This window comes from Actinomadura rupiterrae, from assembly GCF_024172125.1.
In the GTDB taxonomy this organism is placed as follows: Bacteria; Actinomycetota; Actinomycetes; order Streptosporangiales; family Streptosporangiaceae; genus Spirillospora; species Spirillospora rupiterrae.
Genome location: NZ_JAMZEA010000006.1, coordinates 37294 through 64289, shown reverse-complemented (window position 1 = coordinate 64289; position 26996 = coordinate 37294). Strand labels below are relative to the sequence as shown.

Annotated in this window: 24 protein-coding genes and 1 pseudogene; 9 read left to right on the top strand and 16 right to left on the bottom strand. The window is 71.2% G+C overall.

Features of this window, described 5'->3' with window-relative positions; genetic code table 11:
• The first annotated feature begins 151 nt into the window (after positions 1-151).
• Positions 152-1828 (top strand): GAF domain-containing sensor histidine kinase, encoded by a 1677-nt coding sequence (locus tag FHU30_RS21040; RefSeq protein ID WP_253878155.1) that lies wholly within the window; start codon positions 152-154, stop codon positions 1826-1828.
• A 17-nt stretch (positions 1829-1845) separates the two neighbouring features.
• Here FHU30_RS21040 and FHU30_RS21035 read toward each other — a convergent pair whose 3' ends face one another.
• Complete coding sequence (locus tag FHU30_RS21035) at positions 1846-2523, bottom strand: response regulator transcription factor (RefSeq protein ID WP_253878154.1); 678 nt, start codon at positions 2521-2523, stop codon at positions 1846-1848.
• Between the two features lie 245 nt (positions 2524-2768).
• Between FHU30_RS21035 and FHU30_RS21030 the strand changes: the two genes are divergently transcribed.
• Entirely contained in the window at positions 2769-3617 is an 849-nt protein-coding gene (locus tag FHU30_RS21030; RefSeq protein WP_253878153.1) for a universal stress protein, read from the top strand.
• On the opposite strand, the gene FHU30_RS21025 is transcribed toward FHU30_RS21030, so the two are convergent.
• Complete coding sequence (locus tag FHU30_RS21025; RefSeq protein WP_253878152.1) at positions 3614-4042, bottom strand: pyridoxamine 5'-phosphate oxidase family protein; 429 nt, start codon at positions 4040-4042, stop codon at positions 3614-3616. The two genes, FHU30_RS21030 and FHU30_RS21025, sit on opposite strands and share 4 nt — an antisense overlap.
• 240 nt (positions 4043-4282) lie before the next feature.
• Between FHU30_RS21025 and FHU30_RS21020 the strand changes: the two genes are divergently transcribed.
• The 4 genes from FHU30_RS21020 (at position 4283) to FHU30_RS21005 (ending at position 7559) form a co-directional block, all read left to right on the top strand.
• Positions 4283-5071, top strand: a complete 789-nt coding sequence (locus FHU30_RS21020; RefSeq protein WP_253878151.1) for an SAM-dependent methyltransferase — start codon at positions 4283-4285, stop codon at positions 5069-5071.
• Positions 5072-5118: 47 nt separating this feature from the next.
• Entirely contained in the window at positions 5119-5751 is a 633-nt protein-coding gene (locus FHU30_RS21015; RefSeq protein WP_253878150.1) for a hypothetical protein, read from the top strand.
• 133 nt (positions 5752-5884) lie between these two features.
• Complete coding sequence (locus tag FHU30_RS21010) at positions 5885-6856, top strand: ArsR/SmtB family transcription factor (RefSeq protein WP_253878149.1); 972 nt, start codon at positions 5885-5887, stop codon at positions 6854-6856.
• Between the two features lie 94 nt (positions 6857-6950).
• A complete protein-coding gene (locus FHU30_RS21005; protein WP_253878148.1) occupies positions 6951-7559 on the top strand; it encodes a hypothetical protein in 609 nt (202 codons plus the stop codon).
• A gap of 57 nt (positions 7560-7616) precedes the next feature.
• Here FHU30_RS21005 and FHU30_RS46195 read toward each other — a convergent pair whose 3' ends face one another.
• Positions 7617-7961 carry a carotenoid oxygenase family protein gene (locus tag FHU30_RS46195; RefSeq protein ID WP_308211354.1) on the bottom strand — a complete coding sequence of 115 codons (345 nt, stop codon included), beginning with the start codon at positions 7959-7961 and terminating at the stop codon, positions 7617-7619.
• Between the two features lie 453 nt (positions 7962-8414).
• Between FHU30_RS46195 and FHU30_RS20990 the strand changes: the two genes are divergently transcribed.
• Positions 8415-10436: a putative Ig domain-containing protein gene (locus FHU30_RS20990; RefSeq protein WP_253878146.1), complete on the top strand. Its 2022-nt coding sequence runs from the start codon at positions 8415-8417 to the stop codon at positions 10434-10436.
• 192 nt (positions 10437-10628) lie between these two features.
• On the opposite strand, the pseudogene FHU30_RS20985 reads toward FHU30_RS20990, so the two are convergent.
• A pseudogene (locus FHU30_RS20985) lies at positions 10629-10817 on the bottom strand (MBL fold metallo-hydrolase); the annotation flags it as partial.
• Between the two features lie 83 nt (positions 10818-10900).
• Here FHU30_RS20985 and FHU30_RS20980 point away from each other — a divergent pair.
• The gene (locus FHU30_RS20980) at positions 10901-12367 is read left to right on the top strand and encodes a recombinase family protein (protein WP_253878144.1); all 1467 of its coding nucleotides are present in this window, start codon (positions 10901-10903) and stop codon (positions 12365-12367) included.
• Between the two features lie 1153 nt (positions 12368-13520).
• Complete coding sequence (locus FHU30_RS20975) at positions 13521-14279, top strand: hypothetical protein (RefSeq protein WP_253878142.1); 759 nt, start codon at positions 13521-13523, stop codon at positions 14277-14279.
• Between the two features lie 1980 nt (positions 14280-16259).
• Here the strand turns inward: FHU30_RS20975 and FHU30_RS20970 are convergent.
• From FHU30_RS20970 to FHU30_RS20915, 12 genes are all read right to left on the bottom strand, one after another.
• The gene (locus tag FHU30_RS20970; protein WP_253878141.1) at positions 16260-19109 is read right to left on the bottom strand and encodes a BTAD domain-containing putative transcriptional regulator; all 2850 of its coding nucleotides are present in this window, start codon (positions 19107-19109) and stop codon (positions 16260-16262) included.
• Positions 19106-19546 (bottom strand): hypothetical protein, encoded by a 441-nt coding sequence (locus FHU30_RS20965; protein WP_253878140.1) that lies wholly within the window; start codon positions 19544-19546, stop codon positions 19106-19108. The genes FHU30_RS20970 and FHU30_RS20965 overlap by 4 nt, the downstream gene beginning before the upstream one ends.
• The gene (locus FHU30_RS20960) at positions 19543-19977 is read right to left on the bottom strand and encodes a TadE/TadG family type IV pilus assembly protein (protein WP_253878139.1); all 435 of its coding nucleotides are present in this window, start codon (positions 19975-19977) and stop codon (positions 19543-19545) included. The genes FHU30_RS20965 and FHU30_RS20960 overlap by 4 nt, the downstream gene beginning before the upstream one ends.
• A 19-nt stretch (positions 19978-19996) precedes the next feature.
• On the bottom strand, positions 19997-20371 hold the full coding sequence (locus FHU30_RS20955) for a TadE/TadG family type IV pilus assembly protein (protein ID WP_253878138.1): 375 nt from the start codon (positions 20369-20371) through the stop codon (positions 19997-19999).
• Between the two features lie 95 nt (positions 20372-20466).
• Complete coding sequence (locus FHU30_RS20950; RefSeq protein ID WP_253878137.1) at positions 20467-20667, bottom strand: hypothetical protein; 201 nt, start codon at positions 20665-20667, stop codon at positions 20467-20469.
• Between the two features lie 16 nt (positions 20668-20683).
• A complete protein-coding gene (locus tag FHU30_RS20945) occupies positions 20684-21583 on the bottom strand; it encodes a type II secretion system F family protein (protein WP_253878136.1) in 900 nt (299 codons plus the stop codon).
• A complete protein-coding gene (locus FHU30_RS20940; protein ID WP_253878135.1) occupies positions 21580-22428 on the bottom strand; it encodes a type II secretion system F family protein in 849 nt (282 codons plus the stop codon). Before FHU30_RS20940 ends, FHU30_RS20945 begins: the two co-directional genes overlap by 4 nt.
• Positions 22416-23705 (bottom strand): TadA family conjugal transfer-associated ATPase, encoded by a 1290-nt coding sequence (locus FHU30_RS20935; protein WP_253878133.1) that lies wholly within the window; start codon positions 23703-23705, stop codon positions 22416-22418. The genes FHU30_RS20940 and FHU30_RS20935 overlap by 13 nt, the downstream gene beginning before the upstream one ends.
• A 13-nt stretch (positions 23706-23718) precedes the next feature.
• Positions 23719-24618 (bottom strand): hypothetical protein, encoded by a 900-nt coding sequence (locus tag FHU30_RS20930; RefSeq protein ID WP_253878906.1) that lies wholly within the window; start codon positions 24616-24618, stop codon positions 23719-23721.
• A gap of 20 nt (positions 24619-24638) precedes the next feature.
• Entirely contained in the window at positions 24639-25316 is a 678-nt protein-coding gene (locus tag FHU30_RS46190; protein ID WP_301323464.1) for a hypothetical protein, read from the bottom strand.
• Positions 25317-25321: 5 nt separating this feature from the next.
• Complete coding sequence (locus FHU30_RS20920; RefSeq protein ID WP_253878869.1) at positions 25322-25789, bottom strand: hypothetical protein; 468 nt, start codon at positions 25787-25789, stop codon at positions 25322-25324.
• Positions 25790-26142: 353 nt separating this feature from the next.
• Entirely contained in the window at positions 26143-26583 is a 441-nt protein-coding gene (locus FHU30_RS20915) for a hypothetical protein (protein WP_253878131.1), read from the bottom strand.
• Between the last annotated feature and the right edge of the window lie 413 nt (positions 26584-26996).

Sequence of the window (26996 nt, the reverse complement as noted above, 5' to 3'; positions counted from 1 at the left end):
GGCGAAGCCCCCGGCCACCTCCCGGCCCCGCCGTCCGCGATGACGAGCCCTGCGGAGTCGCGCCCTGTTCGCGACGGCGGGACGTCCCGGCCCTCGCGGTGGATACTGAGGCGTGGGCACCGGCGACGAGCCCCGCGAGACGGGGCCGCGGATGAGTCTGCCGCAGTTGCGGCTGGACGATCTGCTGAGTGAGTTGCAGGCGCGGTTGGAGGCGGCGCGGGCGACGCGTGACCGGGTGCATGCGCTGCTGGAGGCTGTGGTCTCGATCGGCAGTGACCTGGATCTGGAGACGGTGCTGCGGCGTTTGGTGGGGGCGGCGACGACGCTGGCGGACGCCCGGTACGGCGCGCTGGGGGTGATCGCGGAGGACCGTGAGCGGTTGGTGCAGTTCATCACGGTCGGGGTGGGGGAGCAGGAGATCGGGGCGATCGGGCATTGGCCGGAGGGGCACGGCATCCTGGGTCTGTTGATCAAGCAGCCGCAGGCGTTGCGGTTGCCGGATCTGGGTGCGCATCCGGAGTCGTATGGGTTTCCGCCGGGTCATCCGCCGATGCGGGGGTTTTTGGGTGTTCCGATTCGGGTGCGGGATGAGGTGTTCGGGAATCTTTACCTGACTGAGAAGCGTGATGGGCGGGAGTTTGAGGAGGAGGACGAGGTCGTGGTGTCGGCGCTGGCGACGGCGGCGGGTGTGGCGATCGAGAACGCGCGGTTGTATGACTTGGCGCGGCGGCGCGAGCGGTGGTTGGAGACCTCGGCGGAGATCTCCACGGCGTTGCTGTCGGGTGGTGAGGCGGGGCCGGTGGTCGAGCTGGTCGCGCGGCGCGTCCGGGAGGTGGCCGACGGGACGCTGGCGATGGTGGCGCTGGCCGAGACCGAAGGCGACGAGTTCGCGGTCGTGGCGGCCGACGGGAGCGAGGCCCGGAAGCTGGCCGGTGCGCGCTTCGCGGACGCGGGTGTGGCGGGCCGGGTCTTCAGCGAGGGACGCGCCACGCGGTTGGAGGACGGCCGGTCCGGTTTCGCGTTCGCCGATGTGGTCGTGGGGCCGCTGCTGGTGGTGCCGCTCGGCACCGGGTCGGCGGCGCGGGGCGTGGTGATGGTGGCGCGCGAACCGCAGGGCGCCGTCTTCGACGACGGGACGCAGCGGTTGCTGGAGGCGTTCGCCGGTCAGGCGGCCGTCGCGCTGGAGCTGGCCGAGCGCCGTCGCGATGCCGAGCGGGTCGCGTTGCTGGAGGACCGCGACCGGATCGCCCGCGACCTGCACGACACGGTCATCCAGCGGCTTTTCGCGACCGCGATGACCCTGCTGGCCGCCATAAAGATCACGCAGAAGCGGGAGGTCGCGGTGCGGGTGCAGCGCGCGGTGGACGACCTGGACGACACCGTCCGGCAGATCCGCTCGACCGTGTTCGCGTTGCAGAGCCACGCGGGCGAAGGCAGCCTGCGCAGCCGCATCCACGTTTTGGTGGACGGCGTCACCGAGCAGCTCGGCTACGCGCCCTCGGTGCGCCTGGACGGTCTGCTCGACACGATCGTCCCGGACGAGGTCGCCAACCACCTGGTCGCGGTCGTCCGGGAGGCGCTGTCGAACGTTGCGCGGCACGCCGAGGCCGACCGCGCGGAGATGTCGGTGGACGTCGGCGACGGCGAACTCGTGCTGCGGGTGACCGACGACGGCGTGGGCATCGCGCCGGGCGAGCATCGCGGCGGCCTGCGCAACATGGCGCGCCGCGCCCAGGACCTCGGCGGCACCCTCGAAACCGCCGACGCCCCGGGCGGCGGCACCGTCCTGACCTGGCGCGTCCCGCTGCCGGCCGACGACGACGCATAGGCTGGCACCCACCGGTATCAGGGGTCGTCTTCGGCTCGGGCGGCTTTGAGCTGGGCGGAGTAGGCGGCGGCCTGGGTGCGGCGGCTCATGCCGAGCTTGCCGAACAGGTTGGAGACGTAGTTCTTCACCGTCTTCTCGGCCAGGTGCATGCGTTCGCCGATCTGCCGGTTGGTCAGTCCCTCGCCGATGAGGTCGAGGATCTGGCGCTCCTGGTCGGTGAGCGCGGCGAGCGGGTCGCGGCGTCCCTGGCGGCGGCGGATGCGGGCGAGCATGCGGGCGGTGCTGTGGGGGTCGAGGAGCGACTGCCCGGAGGCGACGGTGCGGACGGCTCCGACCAGGTCTGATCCGTGGATCTGCTTGAGGACGTATCCGGAGGCCCCCGCCATCACCGCGTCCATCAGCGCCTGGTCGTCGTCGAAGGAGGTCAGCATCAGGCAGGCGAGGCCGGGCATGCGGGAGCGGACCTCGCGGCAGACGGTGATCCCGTCGCCGTCGGGCAGCCGCACGTCCAGTACCGCCACGTCGGGGCGGACGGCCGGGATGCGGGCGATGGCGCTGCCGGCGGTGCCGGCCTCGCCGACGATCTCCAGGTCGGGTTCGGCCGCCAGCAGCGCGGCCACGCCCCGGCGCACGACCTCGTGGTCGTCCACCAGGAACACCCCGATCTTGCGGGGGGCCTGCCGCTGGTCGCCCATCGACGCTCCTCGAACTCGTCCTGCGGATCCTCGACCGAGGCATCCGACGCTAGCCCGCCCGCGCGCCGCCCGCGTAGGTGCCGCCGAGCCCGATTGTCGGGACCAAAGCCTCTTGCCCTGCTCCCTTCCAGGGCCCCCGGACCGGCCGCACGGGCCAAAGGTCCCGACGATGGACGACTCCCGGCCCTGCCCGTGCCCGCGCGTCCGGCTCAACCTGAAGGTGGCAGGACGTCAAGGGAGTGTTCATGGACGCCGGTGGTCACCTTCTGGTCGGGTTCGACGGGACCTTCGAAAGCGACCGGGCCCTGCGCTGGGCCGTCCGGGAGGCGATCCTGCGGCGGCTGCCGCTGACGCTCTGCCACGCCTGGCGGTGGCCGTACCCGGCGACCTACATCGACGACGGCGCGGCGGCGATCATCCGGCGGATGGGCGACCACCTCCTCGACCACGGCGTCCGGCGGGCGCAGGAGCTCGGCCCCGGCCTGGTGGTGCGCAAGCGCCTGATGTCCGGCCCCGCCTACAGCGCGCTGCTCGGGCTGTCGGGGGACGCCGCCCTGGTCGTCGTCGGCTCGCATCCGCCGGACGAGGTCCCGCCCGGCTCGACCGCACTGCGCGTCCCGGCCAAGTCCAAGCGGCCCACGGTCGTCGTGCGCGCCGCGCACATCCGGCACCGCCGCGTGGTCGCGGGATTCGACGGCTCGGCGGCCGGCATCGCCGCGCTGGGCCTGGCCTTCGGCGAGGCGGCCCTGTGGGGCTCGCGGCTGCGAGTGGTCCAAGGTTGCTGGGAGCCCGGCGGCGCCGAGAACAACGACCTCGCGCTCTACGCGGACGAGGACAAACTCCGGCGCGTGTTCGGCGAACAGCTGGAAAGCGCCGTGGCGCCGTGGCGGGACCAGTACCCGTGGGTGCAAGTGGAAACCGCGCTGCTCCTGGAACCGCCCCGCCAAGCCCTGTTCGAAGCCGCCGACTCCGCCGACCTCCTGGTGGTCGGCGACCGCGGCCTGGGCGGCACCCGCCCGGACGGCCCGGGCGTCATCGCCGCCGCCGTCCTCCAACACGCCCCCTGCACGGTCATGGTCGTCCCAGCGACCTAAGAAGGGCACTCCTTGCCGACGAGCCGGACGCCGGTGACCAGATCGGGGGAGATCGAGATGAGCTCGTCCGTCCCGGCGTCCACCCAGGCCCGCAGCATCCCCTGGTACCGCTCGACCGCCGCCGGATCGCGGACGAGCCGCGCTGTGCCGGTGACGATGACGCTCCACCCCACGAGCAGGTCGGGGTCGATGTCGTCCGCCTCGTAGGCCACCACCGTCCCCCGCGTCCGTCCGGCGACCCCCACGATCTCCGCGCCGAAGCCGGACCGGATGATGATCGCGTCATCGTCCAGAACGTGGTCGACCGGCCTGATGGCCGGCAGCGCGTGGTGGGTGAACACCACCCGGCCCATCCGCACGCTCCCCAGCAACGCCAGCGCCTCGCTCCGCGCGAGCCTCCGCGTGCGTCGAGGAGCCGAGGACATGGATCTCCCCTGCATCAGGCGCCGGACCGCCATGCGGCCCCGCGCGGTGCCTAGTCGTCCGGCCGGGGACCCGGGCGCTCTGCGCCCCATTGTCATCCGCCCACCCCCCGTTTCCCCGCCGCCAACGTCCCCCATCCCCAGGACCTTCGTCCCTGGCCCCCACGTCCCCCCGAACCCCGATCCGGCCACATTCGGTCTTGCTGGGAGTGGCGGGTGCGGGTGCGACGCATGATGCTCGGCATGGCTTCGGAACACGCCCCGCCGTACGTCGACACCACGCGCCCGTCCCCTGCCCGGATCTATGACCTGTCGATCGGCGGCGACCAGCATTACGCCATCGACCGGCAGACCTCCGCCCAGATCAGCCGAGCCTTCCCCGACGCGCCGGTGTCGGCGGTCGAGAACCGGAGACTGCTGGTGCGCGTGGTCGCCGAACTCGCCGGGCGCGGGATCCGGCAGTTCCTCGACCTCGGCTCGGGCCTGCCGACCCAGGAGAACGTGCACCAGGTCGCGCAGCGGATCGCCCCGGACGCGCGGGTGGTGTACGTCGACAACGACCCGATGACCCACGCCCACGCGCACGCCCTGCTCGGCGACCAGCAGGGCGTCGGCTACCTCGACGCCGACCTGCGCGACCACGAGTCGATCTTGAACGACCCGAGGACGCGGGCGCTGATCCGGCGGGACGAGCCGGTGGCGCTGCTGATGATCGCGGTGCTGCACTTCATTCCGGACGCCGACCTGCCTGCGCTGCTGCGTGCCTACATCGACGCGCTTCCGTCCGGGAGTTACGTGGCGATCTCCCACGCCTCCACCACTGGAATGCCCGCGGATTTGCTGGAACGCATTCACGCCACCTATGACAACGCGCCATCGCCGCTGTTCCCGCGTCCGGCGGAGCAGATCCGCGCCATGTTCGACGGGCTGGAGCTGCTTCCGCCGGGCCTGGTGTCGATCGTGGACTGGCCGGCCCCGCAAGGCCGGACGCTGACGCTGCCATTGTTTTGCGGAGTCGCCGTCAAGCCCTGACCCGGTCACTCGAATCGCGCTGCCGACAATGGATCGTAGGAGGAGCAGTGACGCTGTCACAACGCATGAATGCCGGAACGTTCACCTTAGCCGCGGGTGTGTGCTTGACCATGGGATCGCTCGCCGGATGCGGGGGCGGGCACTCCGCCGCTCCGGCGTCGCCGCAGGTCTCCACGCCGACGTCTTCGACGCCGACGCCCACGGCGTCGGAGACGCAGGCTGACCTCGGACTGGTCGTGCTGAACGACTGTCTGGCCAGCCAGCCGTCCTGGGCCGAGGTCCCCTGCGGGGACGCTCGGGCGGTCGCCAAAGTGGTCGGGTTGGGGATGGTGACCAATCCCTATGGCACCGGTTCGGCGCAAAGTGATTGCCCTGCTGAAACCGACGACGTCCTTAACCGGCCCGATGGTGGTAGCGGCTACTTCTGTTTGCGCAACCTGCGTCCGCCCCACCATTCCCAGCCGGGCTCGGGAGGCGGCGTCATTGTGGTCGGCGACTGCCTGGTCAAGCACTCCGCCAACTACGTCGAAGTCCCGTGCAAGGGAAGCGGGCAGCACCCGGAGTACAAGGTCCTCGACATCACAGACTGGAAACACGCCCCCTGCCCCAAGGGCGAAGGCCGCGTCCAACTCTCACCCGACAGGCTGGGCATGAAGTTCTACTGCGCCGAGCGCCTCTGAGGACGCGCCGTGTGACCAGTCATCAGCCGCGTTGCTGCCAGGCGGGAGGCTCGGCGGATCGGGTGATTCTTGTGATCTTCGGCGTACGGTGTCGGGGGGTGTGAGGGCGGCCGGGGCCTTGAAGAGGAGAGCGATGGCGGGCGGGCCTTTCTTTCACGTGCACTTCACGGCCGAGGATCTTCTGCTCACCCGGTTCGCGGCCAGGCCGGCGCCGTTGGTGGAGCTCAGCCTGTCGGTCGCGACCCTCCAGCGCCGGGACCCGCTGTTCGCCACCTGGCGGTCCCGGATGTGGCGGCAGGCGGCCAGGCCCGCACTGCAGATCACCGAGCTCATCGCCCCCAACGGGAGGGCGCCGCTCTTCATCGACCCGCCGACCGACGGGTTCGAGGAGGGGTTGGACAGGGTCATGTCCACCACCAAGCCGGTCATCAGCAGCGAGCTCCGGGGTGTGTCGCCCGACCACATCGCGACCACGCCATGGGTTCGGGCGCTGGAGGAGTCCGACCGGGAGGCCTGGCGGCATCTGCAAGGGACGATGCGGCAGGCGCACGAGAGCCTTCTGGTCGCGAACTGGGATCGTCTCTGCGCGGGAGTCCGTGGTGACGTCGGGTGGAGAAGCCAGGTCATCGCCGAGCAGGGACTCAAGGCGGCGCTGGCCGGACTCGTTCCAGGATCGGACTGGCAGGGGAGCACTCTGCGGGTCCCGGCCATCTGGAATCGCCATGTCTACCTGGCCGGGTGCGGGCTGACCCTCTACCCCTCGCCGTCCTGGAACGCGCACGTCCTGATGGGGTGGTGTCCGGACGGGTCGCGCCTGCTGGTGTACCCGGCGCTTTCCAGCCTGCCGCTCATCGACGAGGCTCCGGCCGACGATCCGATCGCGGAGCTCCTGGGACGTACGCGGGCGGCGGTCCTGGCCCTGGCCACCCAGCCCCGGACGACCGGCGACCTGGCACGGGAGCTGAAGATCAGCCCGGCGTCGGTGTCCGCGCACACCAAAACGCTGCGGGCGGCCGGGCTGCTCACCACCGAGCGGGCCGGAAAAGCGGTCCTGCACTCGGTCACCCCGCTGGGCTACCGGCTCCTGGCACGCCGCCGCACCTGAAGGAGCGAACGTTTCAGTCCTGGCTGAAAACATCGCAGTCCAGGAAACGGAGCGGCAATCTTCGGTGGCAACCACCAGCGAGGAGGTATGAAGCGTGAGATTCCGTTCCATCGCCGCTGTCACCATCGTGACCCTGGGTGCGGCCGTCGGGGTCGCGGGCACCGCCGACGCTCACCCGATCCCCTTCAAGCCCTTTCACACCAACGCGACGACGAGCGGGCACACGGTGAAGCGCGCGGCGACCGGCGGGGGTTTCAACGGCCCGGTCATCTCGCGCCCGGACTATCCGCCCGAGGACTACGCGGCCGGAGAGGTGTGCCCGTTCCCCGTCCATGTCGACGACCCGGTCAACAAGGTGACGATCGAGGAGTGGACGAACGACGCGGGCCAGCCGGTTTACGACGTCGGCTACGGGCCGCTGAACATCCGGGTGCGCAACAATTGGACGGGCAAGACCGTCGTCCGCTGGATCAGCGGTAACGCCAACTTCAGCTACCCGGACCCGACCTCGCCCATCCTGACCGGCAACGAGATCGCGGTGACCCTGCACAAGGGCGACAACCCGCCCAACCATCTCTACATCATCGGCAAACGCGACTACGCGGCCATCCGGGCGGTACACGCCGACGGGCACACCACCAAGACGCTCCTGTACCTCAGCGGGCATCCCGAGGATCTCTGCAAGACCCTCGCCCCTCGCTGAGTTCACCGTTTCCGGGACGAGGGGGCGGGGCGGCCTGGTGGCCGCCCCGCGGTGCGGCTACCGGTCGGTATTGGGGATCCAGGAGCCGTGGATGCCGCCGGTGACGCGGCGGGGCAGGTGGACCGCGGCGATCCGGTCGAGGCCGGTGGCGTCCAGGACGAGGAGCCGGGAGGCGTCCTGCTTGAGGTCGGAGATCACGGTGAGCAGGTATCCGTCGTCCTCGTAGGCGTTGGCGGCGTGCAGCATGTTGCCGGGTTCGATGACGTGCGTGCCGGCGGTGCTGGCGGTGAGGTCGACGCCGCGCTCGGTCATGTACGGGGCGCCGTCTAGGGCCGGGGTGCAGACCCACCGGTTGCGGCACCAGTCGGCGCGGCCGTCGCGCAGCCGGATGCCGTGGACCATGCCGCTGCCCTTGAACCAGTGGCTGGGGGTGACGCCCGGCTTGGGGGTGTGGGAACCCGAGCCCGGAACTCGCCGGGCGAATTGGCGAGATCTGCCTGAGCGGGCCGAGGATATTGGGCCAAACGCCACCTTGGTCAGGCGCGGATTCGGTGTTAACGCGCCAACGGGGTTTCCTTGCGAATCGGCTGCACCGGCATATGCGGGCGAAGGTTAACGTCCCGCCCCCGGAATTCAGGCGACGCGAGCCTGGCGCGCTCTATTTCGGCAGGTATGGAGCCCGCGTAACGGAGAGTCGCCGGCCTCGCGCGTTTACCTTCGGAAATTAAGGACACCCCCTTTAACCATCCCGCAATTTGCCGGGTTAATGATGTATTGCCCGGCCTGACATTGCTGGTTATGTTCCCTGATCAGCACCACGGATCGCGGTGCTGATCTCTGCCGAGAGGGAGCACGATGACCCCCCACCCTCGCCTGGCCGCGCTCACACGGAGAGCGGGCCTCACGGTAATGGCGGCGCTGGCACTCGCCGCCGGTTCACTCGCCTCGGCGGCCCCCGGCCAGGCCGCCGCCCCTGCCGCCGTCCACGCCTCCGCCGCGGGCACCGCTCGGGCACCCAGGTCCGTCGATTCGCACCTGGGAGCCGCCGTCCGGCGAGCCTGCGCGGTACCGACCCGCGCCGGCCGGATGGCCTGCCTGAGCCTGGTCCGCACGGACATTGCCTCCTACAAGGGCATCCGCGCGAACCTCGCACCCTCCGGGTACGGCCCGACCGACCTGCAGAGCGCCTACGCCCTCCCCTCGTCCCAGGGGTCGGGCCAGACGGTGGCGATCGTGGACGCCTACGACGACCCGAACGCCGAGTCCGACCTGGCCACCTACCGCAGCCAGTACGGCCTGCCTGCCTGCACCACCGCCAACGGCTGCTTCAAGAAGGTCAACCAGACCGGCGGCAGCACGCCCCCGTCCGCCGACTCGGGCTGGGCCGAGGAGATCTCCCTCGACCTCGACATGGTCTCGGCGGTCTGCCCCAACTGCCACATCCTGCTCGTCGAGGCGAGCCAGCCCAGCACCAGCGACCTCGGCACCGCGGTCAACACCGCCGTCAGCCTCGGCGCCAAGTACGTGTCCAACAGCTACGGCGGCAGCGAGGACTCCTCGGACCCGAGCAGCGACAGCTCCTACTTCAACCACCCCGGCGTGGCGATCACCGTGTCGTCCGGTGACAGCGGGTACGGCGTGGAGTACCCCGCCGCCTCCCAGTACGTCACGGCGGTGGGCGGCACCTCGCTGTCACGCAACAGCAGCACCCGCGGCTGGGGCGAGACCGTCTGGAACGGCGCGGGATCAGGCTGCTCGGCCTATGACAGCAAGCCCTCCTGGCAGAAAGACACCGGATGCTCCCGGCGCACCGTCGCCGACGTGTCCGCCGTCGCCGACCCCAACACGGGCGTCGCCGTCTACGACACCTACCAGGTCAGCGGCTGGCAGGTGTTCGGCGGCACCAGCGTCTCCGCCCCGGTCATCGCCGGCGTCTACGCCCTCGCCGGAGCACCGGCGTCCGGGACCTACCCCGCCTCCTACCCCTACGCCCACACCGGCTCGCTCAACGACGTCACCTCCGGCAGCAACGGCTCCTGCGGCGGGTCCTACCTGTGCACCGGCACGTCCGGCTATGACGGCCCGACCGGCCTGGGCACCCCCAACGGCACGACCGCCTTCGCCTCCGGCGGCAGCACGGGCAACACCGTCACCGTCACCAATCCCGGCAACCAGACCTCGACCGTCGGAACAGCGGTCAGCCTCCAGGTCCACGCGACCGACTCCGCTCCCGGCCAGACCCTGACCTACTCGGCCACCGGGCTGCCGGCCGGGCTGAGCATCAACTCCGGCACCGGCCTCATCTCCGGAACCCCCACCACGGCCGGAACCAGCAACGTGACCGTGACCGCCAAGGACACCACCAACGCCACCGGCTCGGCCACCTTCACCTGGACGGTCAACCCCGTCGGCGGCGGCTGCAGCTCACCCGGCAACAAGGTCGGCAACGGCGGCTTCGAGAGCGGCACCGCACCCTGGAGCGCCACCGCGGGTGTCATCTCCGCCAACGGATCGGGTGAAAGCGCCCACTCCGGCACCCATTTCGCCTGGCTCGACGGCTACGGCACAACGCACACCGACACCCTCACCCAGTCCGTGACCATCCCCGCCGGGTGCTCGGCCTCGCTCACCTTCTACCTGCACATCGACACCAACGAGACCACCACCGGCACCGCCTACGACAAGCTCACCGTCAAGGCCGGCGGCACCACCCTGGCCACCTACTCCAACCTCAATGCCAACTCCGGCTACGTCCTCAAGACCTTCAACGTCTCCTCGCTCGCCGGGCAGACCATCACCCTGTCCTTCTCCGGCACCGAGGACTCCAGCCTGCAGACCAGCTTCGTCGTCGACGACGTCGCCCTCAACGCCTCCTGACCGCCACACCCGACCTCCCCGGCCGGTGCCACCGGCCGGGGAGACCGGCTTCACCGATACATCTTCGGCACGCAGGGCGTCGGGTCGTCCCGGAGGACGGCGTCCTCCCGTACGACGAGGGCGTCTTCATCGGCCACCGCGCCCGGCAACGCCACGCCACAGCCCCCGCCTATCCGTTCGGTCGGGAGGGGGTTACCAGCCGCGTTGCCACCAGGTGGGGATGCTGGGGCGTTCCTTGCCTAGGGTGGTGTCGTTGCCGTGGCCTGGGTAGACCCAGGTTTCGTCGGGGAGGCGGTCGAAGACGCGCTCGGTGACGTCGGTCATGAGCTGCTTGAACCTGCCGGGGTCTCCCCAGGTGTTTCCGACTCCGCCTGGGAATACTGGGGGAATCTAGCGTACACTCTGAGGGTAAAAGCCCAGGTCAGCGGGCTATGGGACGCCCGCCTCGGCTGCGGGAGCCGACGATGCGTGCTGCGGTCTACGCCAGGATCAGCGAGGACGATCTCAAGCTGGAGAGGGGCGTCGCCCGCCAGTTGCGTGACGGACAGCAACTGGCTGCGCGTCTTGGTTGGAAGGTCGTACTCGAGCGCTCCGACAACGACGTCTCAGCATTGAAGGGCAAGCCTCGGCCGGGGTATGCCGACGTGCTGGCGGCGGTCGAGCACGACGAGGTCGACCAGATCATCTGCTACCACATGTCGCGGCTCTGGAGGAATCGCAAGGAGCGCGCGGAGGCGATCGAGGTGCTGCAGCGGCACCACGTGTCGGTCACGCCGGTGAAGGGGCCGGCGCTCGACATGTCGACCGCCTACGGGCGTGCCATGGCCGGGGTGCTGGGGGAGTTCGACACCCTGGAATCGGAGGTCAAGAGCGAACGTATCCAGCGTGCGGCCCTGGACCGGGCACAGGAGGGACGCGCCAACGGCGTTGTCGCCTATGGCTGGCGCAGGGTGTATCAGACGGGGCCGGACGGTGCCGTCCTCGGTTTCCGGGACGTTGAGTTCCCCGAGCAGGCCGCGGTGGTCCGCGAAATCGTGGATCGCTTGCTGGATGACGAATCATTGCGGTCGATTGCCAAGGACCTGACAGCGCGCGGGGTGCCCAGACCCAACGGAGCCGACCGCTGGCGACCCACCACTGTTCGCAAACTGGCCCTGCGCCCGGGGAATGTCGGCCTGCGGATTTACCACCGAGGACGTCCCGACGAGACCTATTATCCCGCCGCGTGGCCGGCCATCGTCGAACAGAGCAAGCACGAGCGAGTAGTCAAGATGCTGGGTGGGCCGGAACGACGTGTTGCCCGCACCAGTTCTCAGCGGCGGCACCTGTTGACCTTCGGTGTCGGTTGTTGCGGGGTGTGTGGCGGGATTCTTCGGGTGCAGAGCCGACGATCGTCCAAGATGTCGTTGTACGTCTGCCTTGATGGGGAGCACGTCGGCCGCAGTGTGAAGTACGTCGATGCCAAGGTGGAGGACGAGGCAGTTCGGTTGCTGGCCATGCCTGACCTTCTGGGCCTGGTGGCGAGAGCGGGTGCCGAGACCGCCGAGGCAGCCGAACAGGTCGCTGTGCTTCGGGCGCGGAAGGCTGACGCGGCAGATGCCTTTGCCTGCGGAGAGATCGATCGCGAGCAGCTGTGCCGCATCAACGACCGGATCGATTCTCGCCTGGTCAAGGCTGAACGGGAAGCGGCGACCATGCTCACCGAACCCGACCTGGCCGACCTTCGAGCCGTTGCCGGGCCTGCGGCGGCGGCCGTCTGGCGTGGGCTTTCGGTCGAGCGCCGGCACCGGCTCCTGGTGCTTCTACGGTTCAAGGTCACGATCCTGCGAACGGCCCGTGGCCCGGGTTTTCGCCCGGAGTCGGTATCTGTCGAACATGTCGGCACCCTTGCCAAGCTGTCGGACCGTGAGGGGCTGTCACAGCCCGGATGATGGAGGGACCTGCTCGGCTTCCTGGAGTTCAACTGATGGCCGTGCTCGAAGCTGGGCGACGAGGTCGGCCCAAGGCGGGATGTCTCCTGCCTCGATCGCCTCGCGAAAGAGTATGAGCAGTTGCGCACGTTCCCAGGGGGTCAGCGGGAGCTGCCGGAAGCCGTCTCGTTCTTCGCTGGGCATCAAGCTTCTCCTCGCCGGCTCGCAGTGGCCCGTCGCCGTCATGGCGCCGGGCCTTTGACGAGAAGTGCAGCAGCCGGTCCCAACTGTCACCCGACGCCGCTGTGCGCGGACTCTGCATTCCGCTCGTGGCCGGTGCGCTGGTTGGCCTCGCGGACGGCGTGATCGTAAATGCGCTGAAGTGCCCTGCGGTGACGGACGGCCTGTGGCCTGGTCGGTCAGGTGTGGTGGGGGGAGTGGGGCACCTGTTGGCTGGCTCCCGACCTGACGCTGGTATTCGACACGAAGATCCGGCCCACCGTTCCCGCGGCGGGCACAGTTCGAGTTCCGCTCACCCACCTGGACTTTCCACGCTCATGGGAACAGCATGGGGACTCCAGGTTTTCCGGGAGCCCTGGGGAGCGGCAAGCCACGACCGGGAAGGCAAGCTCGTGGCGAGCATCGAATGTCGCGCCAACCCCTCGGGCCAAGTCCTCTGGCGTATCGGCGGCCTCCGCATCGACAGCGAGACCCGCGAATCCGAGAAGTCCGCAGGAGATTTCGCCGCACTGGTGCAACTGGCCGACGAACGGCATCGGGTGGGCTACCTCAAGGGCTGCCGCGGCCCCTTGCTGCTACATTTTGCGCGCTCCCTCGCCCCGGAGCCGGAGCCGGAGCCGGGGCAGTTCAGCTGCGTCGCACGGATCAGCAGCGCCCGTCGGCAGACCGCCGATCCATCGATCTGCTGGGCCCGTCACCGGCCGGCGGTATCTCGCGCAACGCCACCTTCCATGAGTCGGTGTCCAAGCGGTTCGGCCGCACCGTCGCCGCCATCACCAGCGCCATCCGTTCTCGCCCCACCCCTGCCAGCGACTTCGGCTTGGCCACGTCCCTGCAGGGCCAGCTGCACTGGCCTGTGTGGCGCGCGTGCTGTGACCGATGCTCAGGACGAGCAGGATGCCTGGGCTGCATTCCATGAGATCAGGAGCGCCTCGTGAACCGCCCCGCCGAACTCACCGACGCGTGTCTGAAAGAAGAGGCGGTTACCCGCCGCGTGGTGACCGTCATCCTGGTGCTGATCGCCGGGCTCAGCTTCACCTTCAGCTTCGGCAACATCTGGGCGCTCGGCCGCAGGCTGGCCGTGCCGACCTGGATCGCCCCACTCGTCGGCCCCGCCGCCGACCTCTCGGTCGTCGGCCTGCTGGTCGGCATCCGCTACCTGATCATGCGAGGCGTGCGTCCGCGGCAGCTGAGGCCGGCACGTGGCCTCCTGGTCTTCTCCGGCGCGGCGACGCTCGGACTCAACATCTCCGGCCCGATCTCCCAGTCCGCCTACGGCCGCGCCGCCTTCGACGCGGTCGGACCGCTCCTGCTGATCGGCTGGTCCGAGGTCGGCCCCGGCCTCATGCACCTGATCCACGAAGTCAGACCAGAGGCTGCCCCCGAGCGCGCCGCAGTGGCACGTCCCGAGATCACCCAACCGAACGTGGCAAACCGGTGCGATGCCAGCGACGGCCCACCCGCGGCCAACGGCAACGAGCCATCGTCCACCAGTGCAGAAGCCGACTCAGGTCTGCTGGACCGTGCGTGGGCCATCGACCAGGACCACCGGATCCGGACCGGTCGACCCGTCTCGGCCGAGTCATTGCGCAGGGAACTGGGGATCAGTACCGCCCGTGCGCGAGATCTAGTCGTCAGGGTTCGCGGAGCCCAGGTTTCGCTCCTGGACGGGCGGGGCCCGCCCTGGCGCTGAGTCAAGGCTTACTCCGATGGCGAGGTCGCCCCCCGGGGGGATACGTGAGGCCGTACGCCGCCTCAGGAACCGCATGGGCGGGCTCCGCGAGGAGTCTGGGCGCAGTCCTAACAGACCTCACCCTCGGAGTGAACCGTCCGATGGGCCGCCTTATCGCTGATGTGAGGCGACGAGCGATGTTGTTGGAGGCCGAGGGCCGCACGAGCGGCCGCTGACTCCGGATTAGCGATCGCGCGGCTGCTGGCCCAGGGTGGGGCCCACAGGCCGGTCGAAGGGGTTCGTGGCTGTCAGGGGCTGGACGCGGGCCGGGGGCCTCCCTGGGAGTGGCGGAGCGCGGAAGGCCCCCGGCTCGGGGAGCAGCCGCAGTCGGTGCGTCCGGCCGTTGCCCAACGGCCGGATGAGACCGCGACCGGCCTCCGCCTCAATGACGCCATAGCGACCCAACACCCGCCCAACATGACCATGATCAAACTTCTAGGACGGATCGGGGGCCTGCGATGCACGTGCGTCGATCCTGAAGCACTCCGCGCAGCGCTCGGATGTTCGGTGACCGGGATCCAGCCGGGCGCGGAGATGGCCGCACTCGCTCGCTGGCGGCTCGCCCCTTCGGCAATGTCACCGTCGAGACCTCAAGGTTCGAGGAGTGGGACGACCGCCGTGTGCGCTTCGAAGTCCTGGTGGCCGCGTCGGTGTGGCACTGGGTGGATCCATCGATCGGCTGGCGGCGAGCGCACGAGGTGCTCCGTCCCGGAGGTTGGATGGCGCTGCTCGGCTACGTCGTTGTCCGCTGCCAGGAGGACATCGCCGTACCCAAGGCTCGACCGCGACGTTCGTGAGCTCCTGCTCGACGCTGTTGCCGAGCGCATTCGCATGCGGATGGGAGACCGAGCAGCGCGCCACTACCCGGGCGCCCTGCGTATCGAACAACGCGGCGGGCGGTGGTGACCGGTCGATGGGTTCATGGACGCGGTCGAGCGCTACCTGGACTGAGCTTGGGGGAGCGCGCTGCGTGGTCATCGGAGGGAGTGTCAGCCGCGCGAGCTTCGTTTGCCCAAGATCGCTTCCATCATCTGAAGCGTCCAGGTGAGCACGAGTCGGAGTGTCGCTCGCGCGGCTTCGCGCCGCTCACCGTCGGACGACCACACTGCCGGGAGCGCGATGCCCCACATGAGAGTGATGGCCACGACTGTGACGAGGATGAGTGCCCATGTTGGGCTTACTGAGGTGAGGTAGATAAGGCTGGCCGCGATTCCGCTGGCCAGCGTCGGCCTCACCGGTCGAACGAGGCTGCCACTTGCCCGTTTCCCTTTCGGTGCAGGACAACTCGGCGTGTCCGTTACCCCCTGGTCCACAGTCCAGGGCGTCATCCCGCCTGCGGGGATGGCTGGTTGACCCGCTTCATTGCTGGGCCCATGAAGCGCTTCGGTGCCCCGGAGTGGCTTCCGCAGCGACGATGCGCTGGGGTCGATCTGCACTTGCCGACGATGGCAGCGGTCGACCTTGAGGCCAGTGTCGGTCCGGGATCGAACAGGAGCAAGAGGACCTGCCTGATCGGGCATGAGTGATGGCCACATGCCGCCTGCGTTGACGAAGCATGCGCTGGCGATTCGCGGGTCAGGAGGATCTGAACGGATCGCCCCGAACTGCTGCGATGCCATGGAACTTTCTTCTGGCCGAACGTGTCGTAGAAGGACTTCAACGTCACGGAACCGAGACCGCGACATGTGGAATCTGGGTCGCCAGGACCTTTGCCCTTTGGGGGTGCTGGATGCGCCTGGAGGTGGATGGAGCACCCGGGGCGACGGTTCCTAGGGACTGGGAGAGCGGGGTTCGTTGCGAGACCCTTCAGCGAGCCACCGCCGCGGGGTGTGGTTGGCCACGGGGCGGCGGCCGGCCCGGCACTGTCGGGCGGAGATGCCGGAGCCCCGGCCCTTGCCGCTTCTGTTGCGAGATCCAGGCTGCGTGGAAGTGCGGTCCGGGTCAGGTGGAGTGTCCGTTTGGCCGATGGGGGATGCGGGTTGATCTGCGGACGTGGGGGCCGAGGGGGGCGGTGCGGATGGTGTTGAGGAGGGTGTGGGTGGTGTTGTCGGGTTCGGTGTCGAGGTCCAGGAGGTGGGTTTCGAGGGTGCGGTAGGTGTGGAGGGCGGCGTCGGGATGGCCGAGGTCGGCTTGCAGTTGCATGGTGCGGCGGTAGAGCTCTTCGGCGTAGGGGTCGTGGCGGAGGGCTTGCTGGAGCAGGGTGAGGGCGTGTTCGGGGTCGTCGGGCCGGTGGAGGTCGGCGAGGCGGGCGAGGGTGTCGGTGATGTCGCGGCGCAGGGTTTCGCGCCAGCGCTCGAGCCATTCGGCGGCGGGCCAGGTGTCGGTGGTGCCGCGGATTTCGGTGATGGCGCGGTGGTAGGCGGCGCGTTGGTCGCGGGGGTCGGCGGTGGTGTGGGCGGTGTGCAGGGCGGCGCGGAAGCGGCGGTAGTCGGTGTCGATGAGGGTGAAGTCCAGGATGTAGCGGTTGCCGTCGCGTTCGAGGAAGCGGGCTTCGGGGCGGCTGGTGGCGGTGCGCAGGGTGGTGCGGAGGTTGGCGGTGACGGTGTAGAGGCTTTTGGCGGCGTTGTCGGCCGGCGCGTCGGGCCAGAGGGCGTCGGTGAGGGTGTCGGTGGTGGCGCCGTCGGGATGCAGTGCGAGGTAGGTGAGCAGTTCCAGGCTTTTGCGGCGCAGGCCTTTGGTGACGGGGTGGCCGCCTGCGGTGAGGGTGAGCGGGCCGAGCAGTGACAGTTGGACCGGTGCCGGGGGTGAGGGTTCTGGCGGCTGGTGGGGGGTGTGTCCGTTGGGTGTGGGGTCGGGGTGGTCTGCGGCCGGTGCGGGCTGGTCGGGTGCTACTTCGGTGGGGTGGGCGTGTGGTTCGGGGTGGCCGTGGGCGGCGGCGAGGGTGGTGAGCATGTCGCGGGCGTCGGTGGTGGTGAGTTGGTAGGCGTGGGCGCCGATGAGGTGGTGGACGGCGGGGCCGTCGGCGGCGATGACCGGGCCGGTGGGGTCGATGGTGCAGGTGCCGCCGTGGGGCCAGCGGCCGAGCAAGACGGCGGTGATGGCCAGGGGGCGGCCGGCGGCCAGGATCGAGGCGGCGCGTTCGGCCTGGCCGGGGTCAGGTGTGGTGGTGACCAGCAGGACGGTGCCGAGCGGCTCGTCGGGGTGGTCGTGCCGGTAGGCGGCCAGGGGCGGGGTGTTGTCGGATTCGGCGGTGTCCAGGAGGCGGGTGCGGTGGAGGAGTTCGGCTTCGAGGTGGTCGAGCGCGGCTGCAGCGTGGTCGGTGATGGTGAGGCCGGGGACATCGAGGGTGTCGAGGCCGGGGCCGAACAGGTGGTCGGCGTCGGGGCGCGGCAGCACGAGCTGGGGCTGGTGGTGGGTGCGGTCGGCCAGCAGGCTGACGATGAGCGCGCGGGCGGTGGCCGCGGCGCCGTCGCCGACCAGGCCGACGCCGTCGGCGGCACCTAGCAGGACGGGGAGTTCGCGGTCACCGTCGGCGGCAATGTTGATCGCTTCGGGGCGGGGTTCGGACTCGGACTCTCCGGGTGGTGTGTCGCTTGCCGGTAGGGCGCGGAAGCGGGGGGCTACGCGCACGTCTGGGGCGCTGTCCGGTTCGTCGGCGTTCGGTTGGTCGGCGGTGGGGTCAGCGTGCCGCAGGTAGGTGTGGCGGACGCGGCGCAGCGGGGGCGGGAGGTCAGGCTCGGGCGATTGGGTGCCGGGGCGCGGCGCGGGGCGGCGGTGCCGGCGGCGGTGCAGCCGCATGAGGGCGATCGCGAGGGCGAGCGCGGTGACCAGCCCGATCCCGATCAGGGTGCCGGACGGCAGGAAGATCGCGACCGGCGAGCGCCGTGCGGGCGAGGACTCGTCGGCAGGCGGTGCGGTGGCGTCGGGCGGCCGAGTTGTCTCGGACGGTTCGGAGGCGCCGGGCAGATCGGGGGAGGCCTGGTCGGTGCTGCTGTGGTGGGGCGGGTGCGGCGGCGCCTGGGTGTCGGGGTGGCTCGGAGCCGACGAGGGCGGCGTGACGGGCGGGGTGGCCGGACTCGATGCGGGTGGGCCCGACGGACGTGGTGACGTTGCCGGTGGGGGAGACGGCGGCGGTTTTGCTGGAGGAGGCGGCGCAGGCTGGTCTGGGACCGTGGCGGGGGTGGGCAGCAGCAGGACCCAGCCGGGCCGGATCAGGTCGGGGTCGGTGAGGGCGCGGCCGTCGGGTTGGGGGCGTCCGTGGTTGAGATGGAAGATGTCGCGCCAGCGTTCGCCATCGTCCAGGTGATGGTCGGCGATGCTCCACAGGGTGTCGCCGTGCCGCACCCGGTGGGTCTGGCACCCGGGCGCCGGGACCGGCGCTGCCGTGCCGGGTCGTGGGGACGGTGTGGCGGGTGCGGTGGATGCATGGGCGGTCAGGGCGCGGTAGCCGTCGGCGGCGACCGCGACCGTCGGGGGCGCGGGAAGGGGCCGGGACGCAGCGGGAAGGAGCGCGACCGCGGAGGCGCCCAGCAAGGTGGCGGCCAGGGCTTGCAGGGGGCCCAAGCCCGGTAGGCGGGGCGCTGTCCGGCCGCGCAGCAGCGCGAGCAGTTCGGTGAGCAGCGCCAGCGCGAACAGCGCCCACAGGCCCCAAGCCAGGCAGGCGACGGTGTTGAGGAGGAACCGGTCGCTCAGCGGTGCGGTCAGCGCGGACCGCGCGGCGGCCGCGGTCGGCATCTTGTGCGGCAGCGGCCAGCCGACGAACGCGGCGAGCGCGGCCGGAGGGGCTGCCAGCGCCGCCAGCGCCGTGAGGAGGGCGGCGGCAGCGCGGGCGAGGCGTCCCAGGGCGTTCACCGAAGTTCCCGGGTGATGCCGTGGGCGGGCCGTGCGGTGCCGGTGGCGTGCACGGTGATGGAGGTCAGGCCGACCAGCGGCAGGATCTGCAGGTGTTGGACGCGGGTGATGGTGACGGTGACGTGCTGTCCGGTGGCGGTGACGGTGCCGGTCGCGCCCGCGCCGGTGAGGTAGGCGCGGGCGGCGGCCTCGGCGCGTCCCGGATCCAGCACGACCTGGCCGCGCTGCCGGTAGGCGGCCAGGTCGATGGCCTGGGCGCCGGCGCGGGCGGCCTCTTGGGCTTGGCCCAGGGCCCGGGCGCGGGCGGCCAGCACCAGTCCGCCGTCCAGCACCAGCCCCGCCACCAGGACCAGCGCCGCGCTCATCACCACCACGAACGCCGAGATGCGTCCGGCGTCGCGGTCGCTGTTGCGGTCGTGGTGGTGAGGTGCGGTCATGGTTGGCTCCGCCACTGGTCGATGGGGGCGGTGAAGGTTCCGCTGACCTGCCGGGAGCCGGGGAGTTGGAGCAGGGTCAGTTGCGCGAGGCTGACCTGGCAGGTGACCGTCACGGTGACCTGCCCGCCGGGGTGGAACTGTCCGGTGTGGGTGGCGATGGCGAGTTGCCGGCAGCTCACGGCTTCGCGGTCGAGGGCGGCGCGGGCCTCGCTGGTGGCGGCGTGCTCGGCGTTGGCGGGGGTGGGTTGGGTGGAGGCGGCGCGGGCGGCCTGGTGGGCGGCGTCGGTGACCTTCTGCTGGGCCGACACCAGCCGTCCGGCGGCGACGATCAGCAGCACGAGGCAGATCAGCAGCGGGGTGAGCAGGGTGAGTTCGGCCGCCACCGAGCCCCGGTCGCGCAGGTCCGGGACGGCGCGTCGGCGGGGGAGCATCGGAGGCGCTCCTTGCAGGTCAGGGGGTGGTGGGGACGGTGTTGGGGCGGAAGCGTTCGACCGGTCCGGCGGCGTGCGCGCGGACCGGCAGGTGCAGGAACGGCAGCGGCACCACGCGCGGTGCGGTGCCGGTGACCTGGACGGTGACGGTGTCGGGGCCGCGGGTGATCTGGATGTGGGCGTCGGCCAGAGTGTGCGGGCCGAGCTGCTGGCGGACGGCCTGGGCGCGGGCCTGGCCGTCGGCGGCGGTCGCGCCGTCCAGGCGCGCGGCCGATAGGGCCTCGGCCGCGGTGGCCTGGGCGACGTGCACGGTGTGGGCCCAGATCCCGAACTGCACCGCCAACAGGATCAGCAGCAGGAGCAGCGGCATCGCCACCGCTGTTTCGGCGGCCACCGACCCGCGTTCACCGCGCCTTGGACCGCATCCCGGGCCGCATCGCCGGCCAGGTCGGCGGGCACGCGCGCGGAACCGGGGTCGGGGAGGGCGGTTCATCCCAGGTCCAGTCCGCCGGCCTTGGCGCGGACCTTGCCGGCGATGAGGGCGACCGCGGCGATGGCCAGGGCGACCAGCAGCGCGGTGACCACGACGGTCTCGGTGGTGTAGCCGCCGTCGCGCGGGCCGGTGCGCAGCCTTCTCCAGCGTTCGCGCAGCAGGTGGGCCGCGGCGGTCAGGATCGTCCATTCGGGCATGCGAGGCACCTTTCTCCTAGAAGGCGGTCAGGACGTGGACGACGGCGGGGTAGCCCAGCAGCAGCAGGAATCCGCCGAACAGCAGCACCAGCGGTAGGGACAGGCGTTCGGTGGCGGCTTGCGCGTCGGCTTCGGCGTCGGCGAGTTGGTGGGCGCGGACGGCGGCGGCTTTGGCGGTGAGCGAGGTGCGGATCTTGGCGCCTTCGGTGCCGGCGAGGGTGACGGTGGCGGCCAGCTCGACCAGTTCGGGGATCTGCAGGCGGCGGCCGAGGTCGGCCAGGCTGGTCCAGGGCGGTCGGCGGGTGAGTTGCGCGGTGTCCAGGGCGCGGCGGAGCTGCTCGAACGACCAGCCGGTGCCGGCGGTGGCGGCGTGGGTGAGGGCCGCTTCTACTCCTGCGCCGCCGGCCAGGCCGATCACCACCAGGTCCAGGAAGGCCGCCAGCGCTTGCCGGAAGGCGGCCCGGCGCTGGTTGGCCTGGTTGCGCAGCGCCAGGTCCGGGACGATGAACCCGGCGGCGGCCAGGGCCAGTGAGGCCCACAGCGGCATCGTCCAGGCCACCGCCAGGCCGCCGGCGGTCAGCAGGAACCACAGTGCGGGCGGCAGCAGCGCCCCGATCAGCGGCGTCGCGGCCTTTTCGGCCAGCAGCCGCTCGGGCGCCCGCCCCAGCACCGCCAGGTCGGCGCGCATCGAGCGGGTCGGCAGGCCCAGCTCCGCCAGGACTGGCGCCAGCGGTCGCCCCAGCCGCGCCGTCCAGCTCCCGTCGGCGTCGGCGGGTGGGGGTGCGGGAAGGGGCGGCGCGGTTGGGGTGAGGCGGGCGAGTTGGGCCGCCAGTGCCGTACGGGGTGGGCGTAGCCCGCGCCAGAGCGCCAGCAGGCCGAGACCGCAGCCCAGCCCGAGCAGCAGCGCGGTCGTCATGTGCGTGCCCTCGGGGTGAGCAGCCGCGGCGGGGCGGGCATGTGGCTCATGCGGTGCAGCCAGGCGAAGGCGGTGGCGAAGCAGGCGCCGATGGCCAGCAGCGCGATCTGTCCCAGCGGGGTGGTGTAGGGGGCCAGGAAGCTGCGGCTCCACACCAGCAGCCCGGCCGTCATCGCGAGGGTGGCGCCGATGATGATCCGCACCGAGGAGCGGGTGCGGGCGCGTCCGGCCGCTATCCGCAGCCGCATCTGCGCCTGGTCGCGGGTGGCGACCGCCAGCCGCCCCAACAGCGGCCCGAGCTCGCCGGTCTCGGCCCGCACCGCCAGGGTCAGCGCGGTCACCACCAGGTCGGCGGTGGCATCGCCGAGAGTGTCGGCGAAGTCGGCCAGGGCGTCGGGCAGCCGCGCCCCGCCCTCCAGGCAGGCGGCCAGCTCGGCGACCGGGACGGCGATCGGCACGGGCGCGACCTGTGCGGTGGCGATGATGGTCTGTTCCAGCCCGGCGGCCGAGGCCAGGGTGTCGCGCAGCGACTCGGTCCAGGACGCGATCGCCTCGATCCGCGCGACGGCAGCTGCATACGCGCGGTCGGGACCCAGCAGCTCGGGCAGCCACCAGCCGGCCGCGGCCGCCAGCAGCGCCGCGACCGGCCAGCGCGTGAACGCCGCCGCCACCACCCCGGCGCCGACCACCGCGACCAGGCGCAGCGGGGAGCGGCGCGGCAGCAGCCCGCGCCCAGGTCGCAGGCGCAGCGTCCGCGGGCGCCGTCGCAGCCCGCCCCAGATGGCCAGCAGGCCGAGCCCGGCGCCGACACCCAGCAGCGCGGCCAGCGCGGTCACGGCGTCCACCAGCCGCGGGTGTCCAGCTCGACCGCCTCCAGCTCCTGCAGGGTCTCGGCGCGGACCGGCACGCCCGGCACGGCGCGGCGGCCGGGGCCGGGGCGGAACACCTCGTTGGCGGTGACGTGCCGGCCGTCGGCGCCGGTGACCTCCAGCACCGACGACACCACCCGCGCGCCATCGGGGGCGGTGTCCAGGTGCACCACGAAATGCACCGCGCCGCCGACCAGCATCGCGGTCGCCTCGATCGGCAGGCGTTCGGCGGCCTGGGCGGCGTAGGTGGCCAGCCGCGCGAACGCGCCGCGGGAGCTGGAGGCGTGCACGGTGGCCATCGACCCGTCGTTGCCCTGCGACATCGCGTTCAGCATCGGCACGACCTCGGCGCCGCGCGCTTCCCCGACGATGACCCGGTCGGGGGACATCCGCAGCGCCCACCGCACCAGCTCGGCCATGCCGATCTCGCCCTCGCCCTCCACGTTGGCCTCGCGGGCCTGCAACGCGACCACATCGGGGTGGGCGTCGATGTCGCGGTCCAGCGCCAGCTCGTAGGCGTCCTCGATGGTGACCAGCCGCTCGGCCGGGCCGATCTCGGCGGCCAGCGCGCGCAACAGCGTCGTCTTGCCGATGGAGGTCCCGCCGCAGATCAGCACGTTCTTGCGGGATCTGACCAGCGCGGCCAAAAACGCCGCCAGGCGCCGGTCCAGGCTGCCCTGCAACTGCAGGTCCCGCAGCGTGACCGTCAGGTAGCGGTGCCGGCGGATCGCCACCGCCGGACGCGCCGACACCGCCATCACCGCAAACAACCGCGACCCGTCGGGCAACTGCACCGACAACCGCGGCACCCCGCGGTCGAAGCGGCGTTCCTCGATGCCGGTGCGGGCAGCGATGGTGCGCAACAACTCGACCAGGTCGGCGTCGGATCGCGCCACCGGTGGGACCTGCGCGCGGGTGCCGTCGGCGTAGCGGACCCACACGTTGTCACAGCCGTTGGCGTTGATGTTCTCGATCGCCTCGTCCTCCAGCAGCGGCTGGAACCCGCCGAGCGCGAACAGGCTGTTGAACACCGCCGTGGCGACCCGCTGCTCGCTGGCCTCATCCAGCGGCGCCTGCCCGCTGCGCAACGCGTGCGCGGCATACCCGTCCAGCACCTCGGTGATCGACCGCTGGCACAGCTCCATCTGCCCCCGCGCATCGGCGCCCGTGCTGCCGGCGGCGGCCAGTCTGGCAGCGACCTGCGAGCGGACCCAGTCCACCAGCGCCGCCTCGGTCCCGTTCACCACCGCCATCAGCCCACCCGCCTCACCACGGCGGCGCGCTGCGGCGCCATCGGCCGCGACGCCAGCCACGCCTTGGGCGGGCTGGCCGCCTCCCGCGCCGCCGCCACCTCACCGCCCGCCCCTGCCGGCGGGTGCGCCGTTGCCTCATCGCCGGTTGGGCCCGCCTCATGCGCGCGGCCGGTGGATGCGGGGCTCGGCTCGTCGGGGTCGAGGAAACCGTCGGAGATCGCCACGCGTTCGGCCAGTGTCCGCGCGGCGCGGCCAGCCGCACCCGCCCAGCCCGCCGCAGCACCGACGGCCCGGAGGCCAGCACTGCGGCGCCGCGCCGATCCTCGGGCAGCTGCGCGATCACCGGAACGTGCAGCGCCGCCTCGACCTCCCGCACCGGGAACGCCCCGGCGCCCACCAGCACCACCCCCGCCTGCCGCGCTGTCCGGGTGACCGCGGTGAACTGCTTGCTCAGGTGCGCCAGCCCCGGCATCTGCGCCCGCGCCATCACCAGCATCGCCGTCGACTGCGCCACCAAACCCAGTGCCGCCGACTCCGGCGTCACCCGCCCGACATCCACCAGCACCACCGGTCGCGGATCACCGGCCAGCGCCGCGATCAGCCCGGAGGCGGCCAGCGCCGCCACCGCCGCGCTCGCCTGCCCCGCACCCACCGGCGCCGGCACCACCGTGACCTCGCCGACCCGCTGCCCGTGCGACCAGAACAGATCCGGGCGCGGCGCCCGACGTGCCGCCGCCGCCAAACCCACCAGGCCCGGTTCGGTGCCCAACTCCCACTGCGCGGCCAGATCACCGCCCGCTGGATCGGCCTCGACCAGCACCACCGGCCGCGTCGGCCAGGTGGCCGCCAACGCCGTCAGCAACGTCGTCACGCCCGGCGAGCCCTTGACCGACCCGATCGTCAACACCGCCACGCCCATCCCACCTCGCCCGCTCAGCCGCCCGCCACCAACACCAAACTCACCGCGCCGGTCGCCGCCACCGCCGCCACCTGCGGGATGTCATCGGCCGGAACCTGCAGCTCCACCACCGCCCCGTCGCCGTCGCGCTGCGGCTCCACCCGCACCACCGTCCCCGTCGTGACCGGCAACGCGGCGGTATCAGCCGGTTTGGCCCCCGGCTGGTCGCCGGCCGGGACCCGAAACGCCCGCACCCGCGCCCCCGCCACCAGATCCGGCGGGAACCGCCCCGCCTTCAACGCCACCCCCAACACGCTCTGCCCGACCGGCGGAAACACCGACCCGGCCACCGCCTCGGGCGACAGCAAGCTCCGCGCCACCAGCGGCACCGCCACCGGCCGACCCACCACCGCCGCAAGCTGCGACCCCGGCACCACCCGCACCCCCGCCGGAACATTCGCCTGCACCACCACAACATCACCCGCGCGCAGCACCGCCCCGGCCGGCAGGGCCCGCACCACCATCACCACCGGCCGCCGATGCCCGGCATCGGCCACCACCACCGCAAACGCCAACCCGCACCCCACCACCAGCAACAACCCCAACAGCACCAGCGACCCATTGCGCCGCGACCGCGCCTTCACCGCCGTATCGCTGCCGCGGCCATCCAGGCCGCGTGTCAGCGATGACGATGTGGTGGACGAGGTGGCCATCGCTCTCACGCTCCCGGTGGGATGTCGAGTCCTTGCGCTTCAGCGACCCGGAACCCGGCAGCCGCCGAAGTGGTCAACGGCGGCAGCGTCCCGGCCTGCCCACCGCCCGCCCACGTGATCGCCCAGGTGATCGTCGCGGTCACCCGGTAGGCCTCACCCGGCTGCCCCGCCGAGGACACCTGGAAGGTGTGCCCGCAGTCCGGCGAGGCCGCTTGCGGATTCCCGCTTTGGCCGTAGGGGGTGCCGGGACCGTGGCACGTCACCGACCCGCCGTCCCCGGTCACCCACGCCACCTGCGCCGGCGTCGCGGTCGCGGTCACACTTTCGCCCGGCACCGAAGCCGTCGCCGTGTAGGGATGCCACACCGACCGATCGATCCACAGCCACGTCGGCAAGTGCACCAACTGCAGCAGGTCCTGCCGCGGCGACGACCGGATCACCGGACTCGGCAACACAAACCGCCCCCGCGCCACCTGCGCCAACACCCCCGGCGCCGGGGGAGCAGCCACCCCGCCGCCCCCGCCCCCAGTCCCGACTTGCTGATTACACGCCCCGTTCCCCGCGATAGACGCCGGATCCGGACACCCACCACCCCCGCCAGTGCCGCCCCCGGTTGGACCGGAGCCGCCCTCGCCTCCGCCGGGATTACGCGGGTCGCCCGCAGGAGAAGGGTGATTGCCTACGGACACGTCGCAACCGGGAGTTCCTCCGTTCCGGCATTGAACGTCGTCTCCTGGTCCGTCAGGAGGCGGAGGGTCCGCTGATGCCGCAGTGGTCAGAACGAGCCCGCTCATCACGCCACCGGCGAGGAGCGTCATGGACTGCTTCAACATGTGCCCCCCTTGTTCACTACGAGGAGGGTGGTCTTCCAGGAGCCGTCGTAGGACGCCAACTCCGCGCGGACGAGCCGCGGACGGGGCGGGGTGGTGTCGATCAGCTTCCCGTTGCGGTCGTAGCGGCGCCACTGGGAACTGTCCATGCAGTCGCGAACCGTCGCCTGCGGAGGCTTCTCAGTGGTCGCCAGCCGCGCGACCGTGGGATGGTTCACCGGTGCCCCTCGGGTGACCACCCCTTCCTTCTTGTAGTTGTAGAGCGCCCGAACAAGCAGATCGCGAGCCCCGGCGGTGGCATACCGAGAAAGATCGGGACTCAGATAGTTCGCGGATCCAGTCGCCTTGGCATAGGTGCTCCACATCTTCTGGTAGGCATCCAGGACTGCCGCTTCAGGCGAAGAACTCCCTGCCGTTGAAAAGGACGTCACCGGCACTGGACTACTCGACACCGCCGACCTAGAAGGCTTTGAGCAAGCGGTAGCAGAAAGAGCGAGTCCGCACGCGGTCAGCGCCAAAGTGCAGAGCAATCGCTGCTGTATCGCCACTCCGCCCTCCTGGTTCTCGTGCTCGTGAGCGGGACGCTGTGCCGTGCGTGGATGCGACCGCGGTGGAGGCCACGACCGACAATCCAGGCGACCACAACGACCCAACGGTGACCTAACAAGCCTGTTCAGCGACCATTCGCTGGTTGCTTCGCCTCCCCGGAGGCCTGCCGGGCGAGCGCTCAGGCGGCGAGCAGCGTCGGTGCGCGTGACATGTGCGGTCACCTTGCTCCTCGGTGCTCTAGATGAGCTGGACTGGTATCGACGTCAGAGGTGCGTCCGATGGTAGAGATAGGCGGTCATCA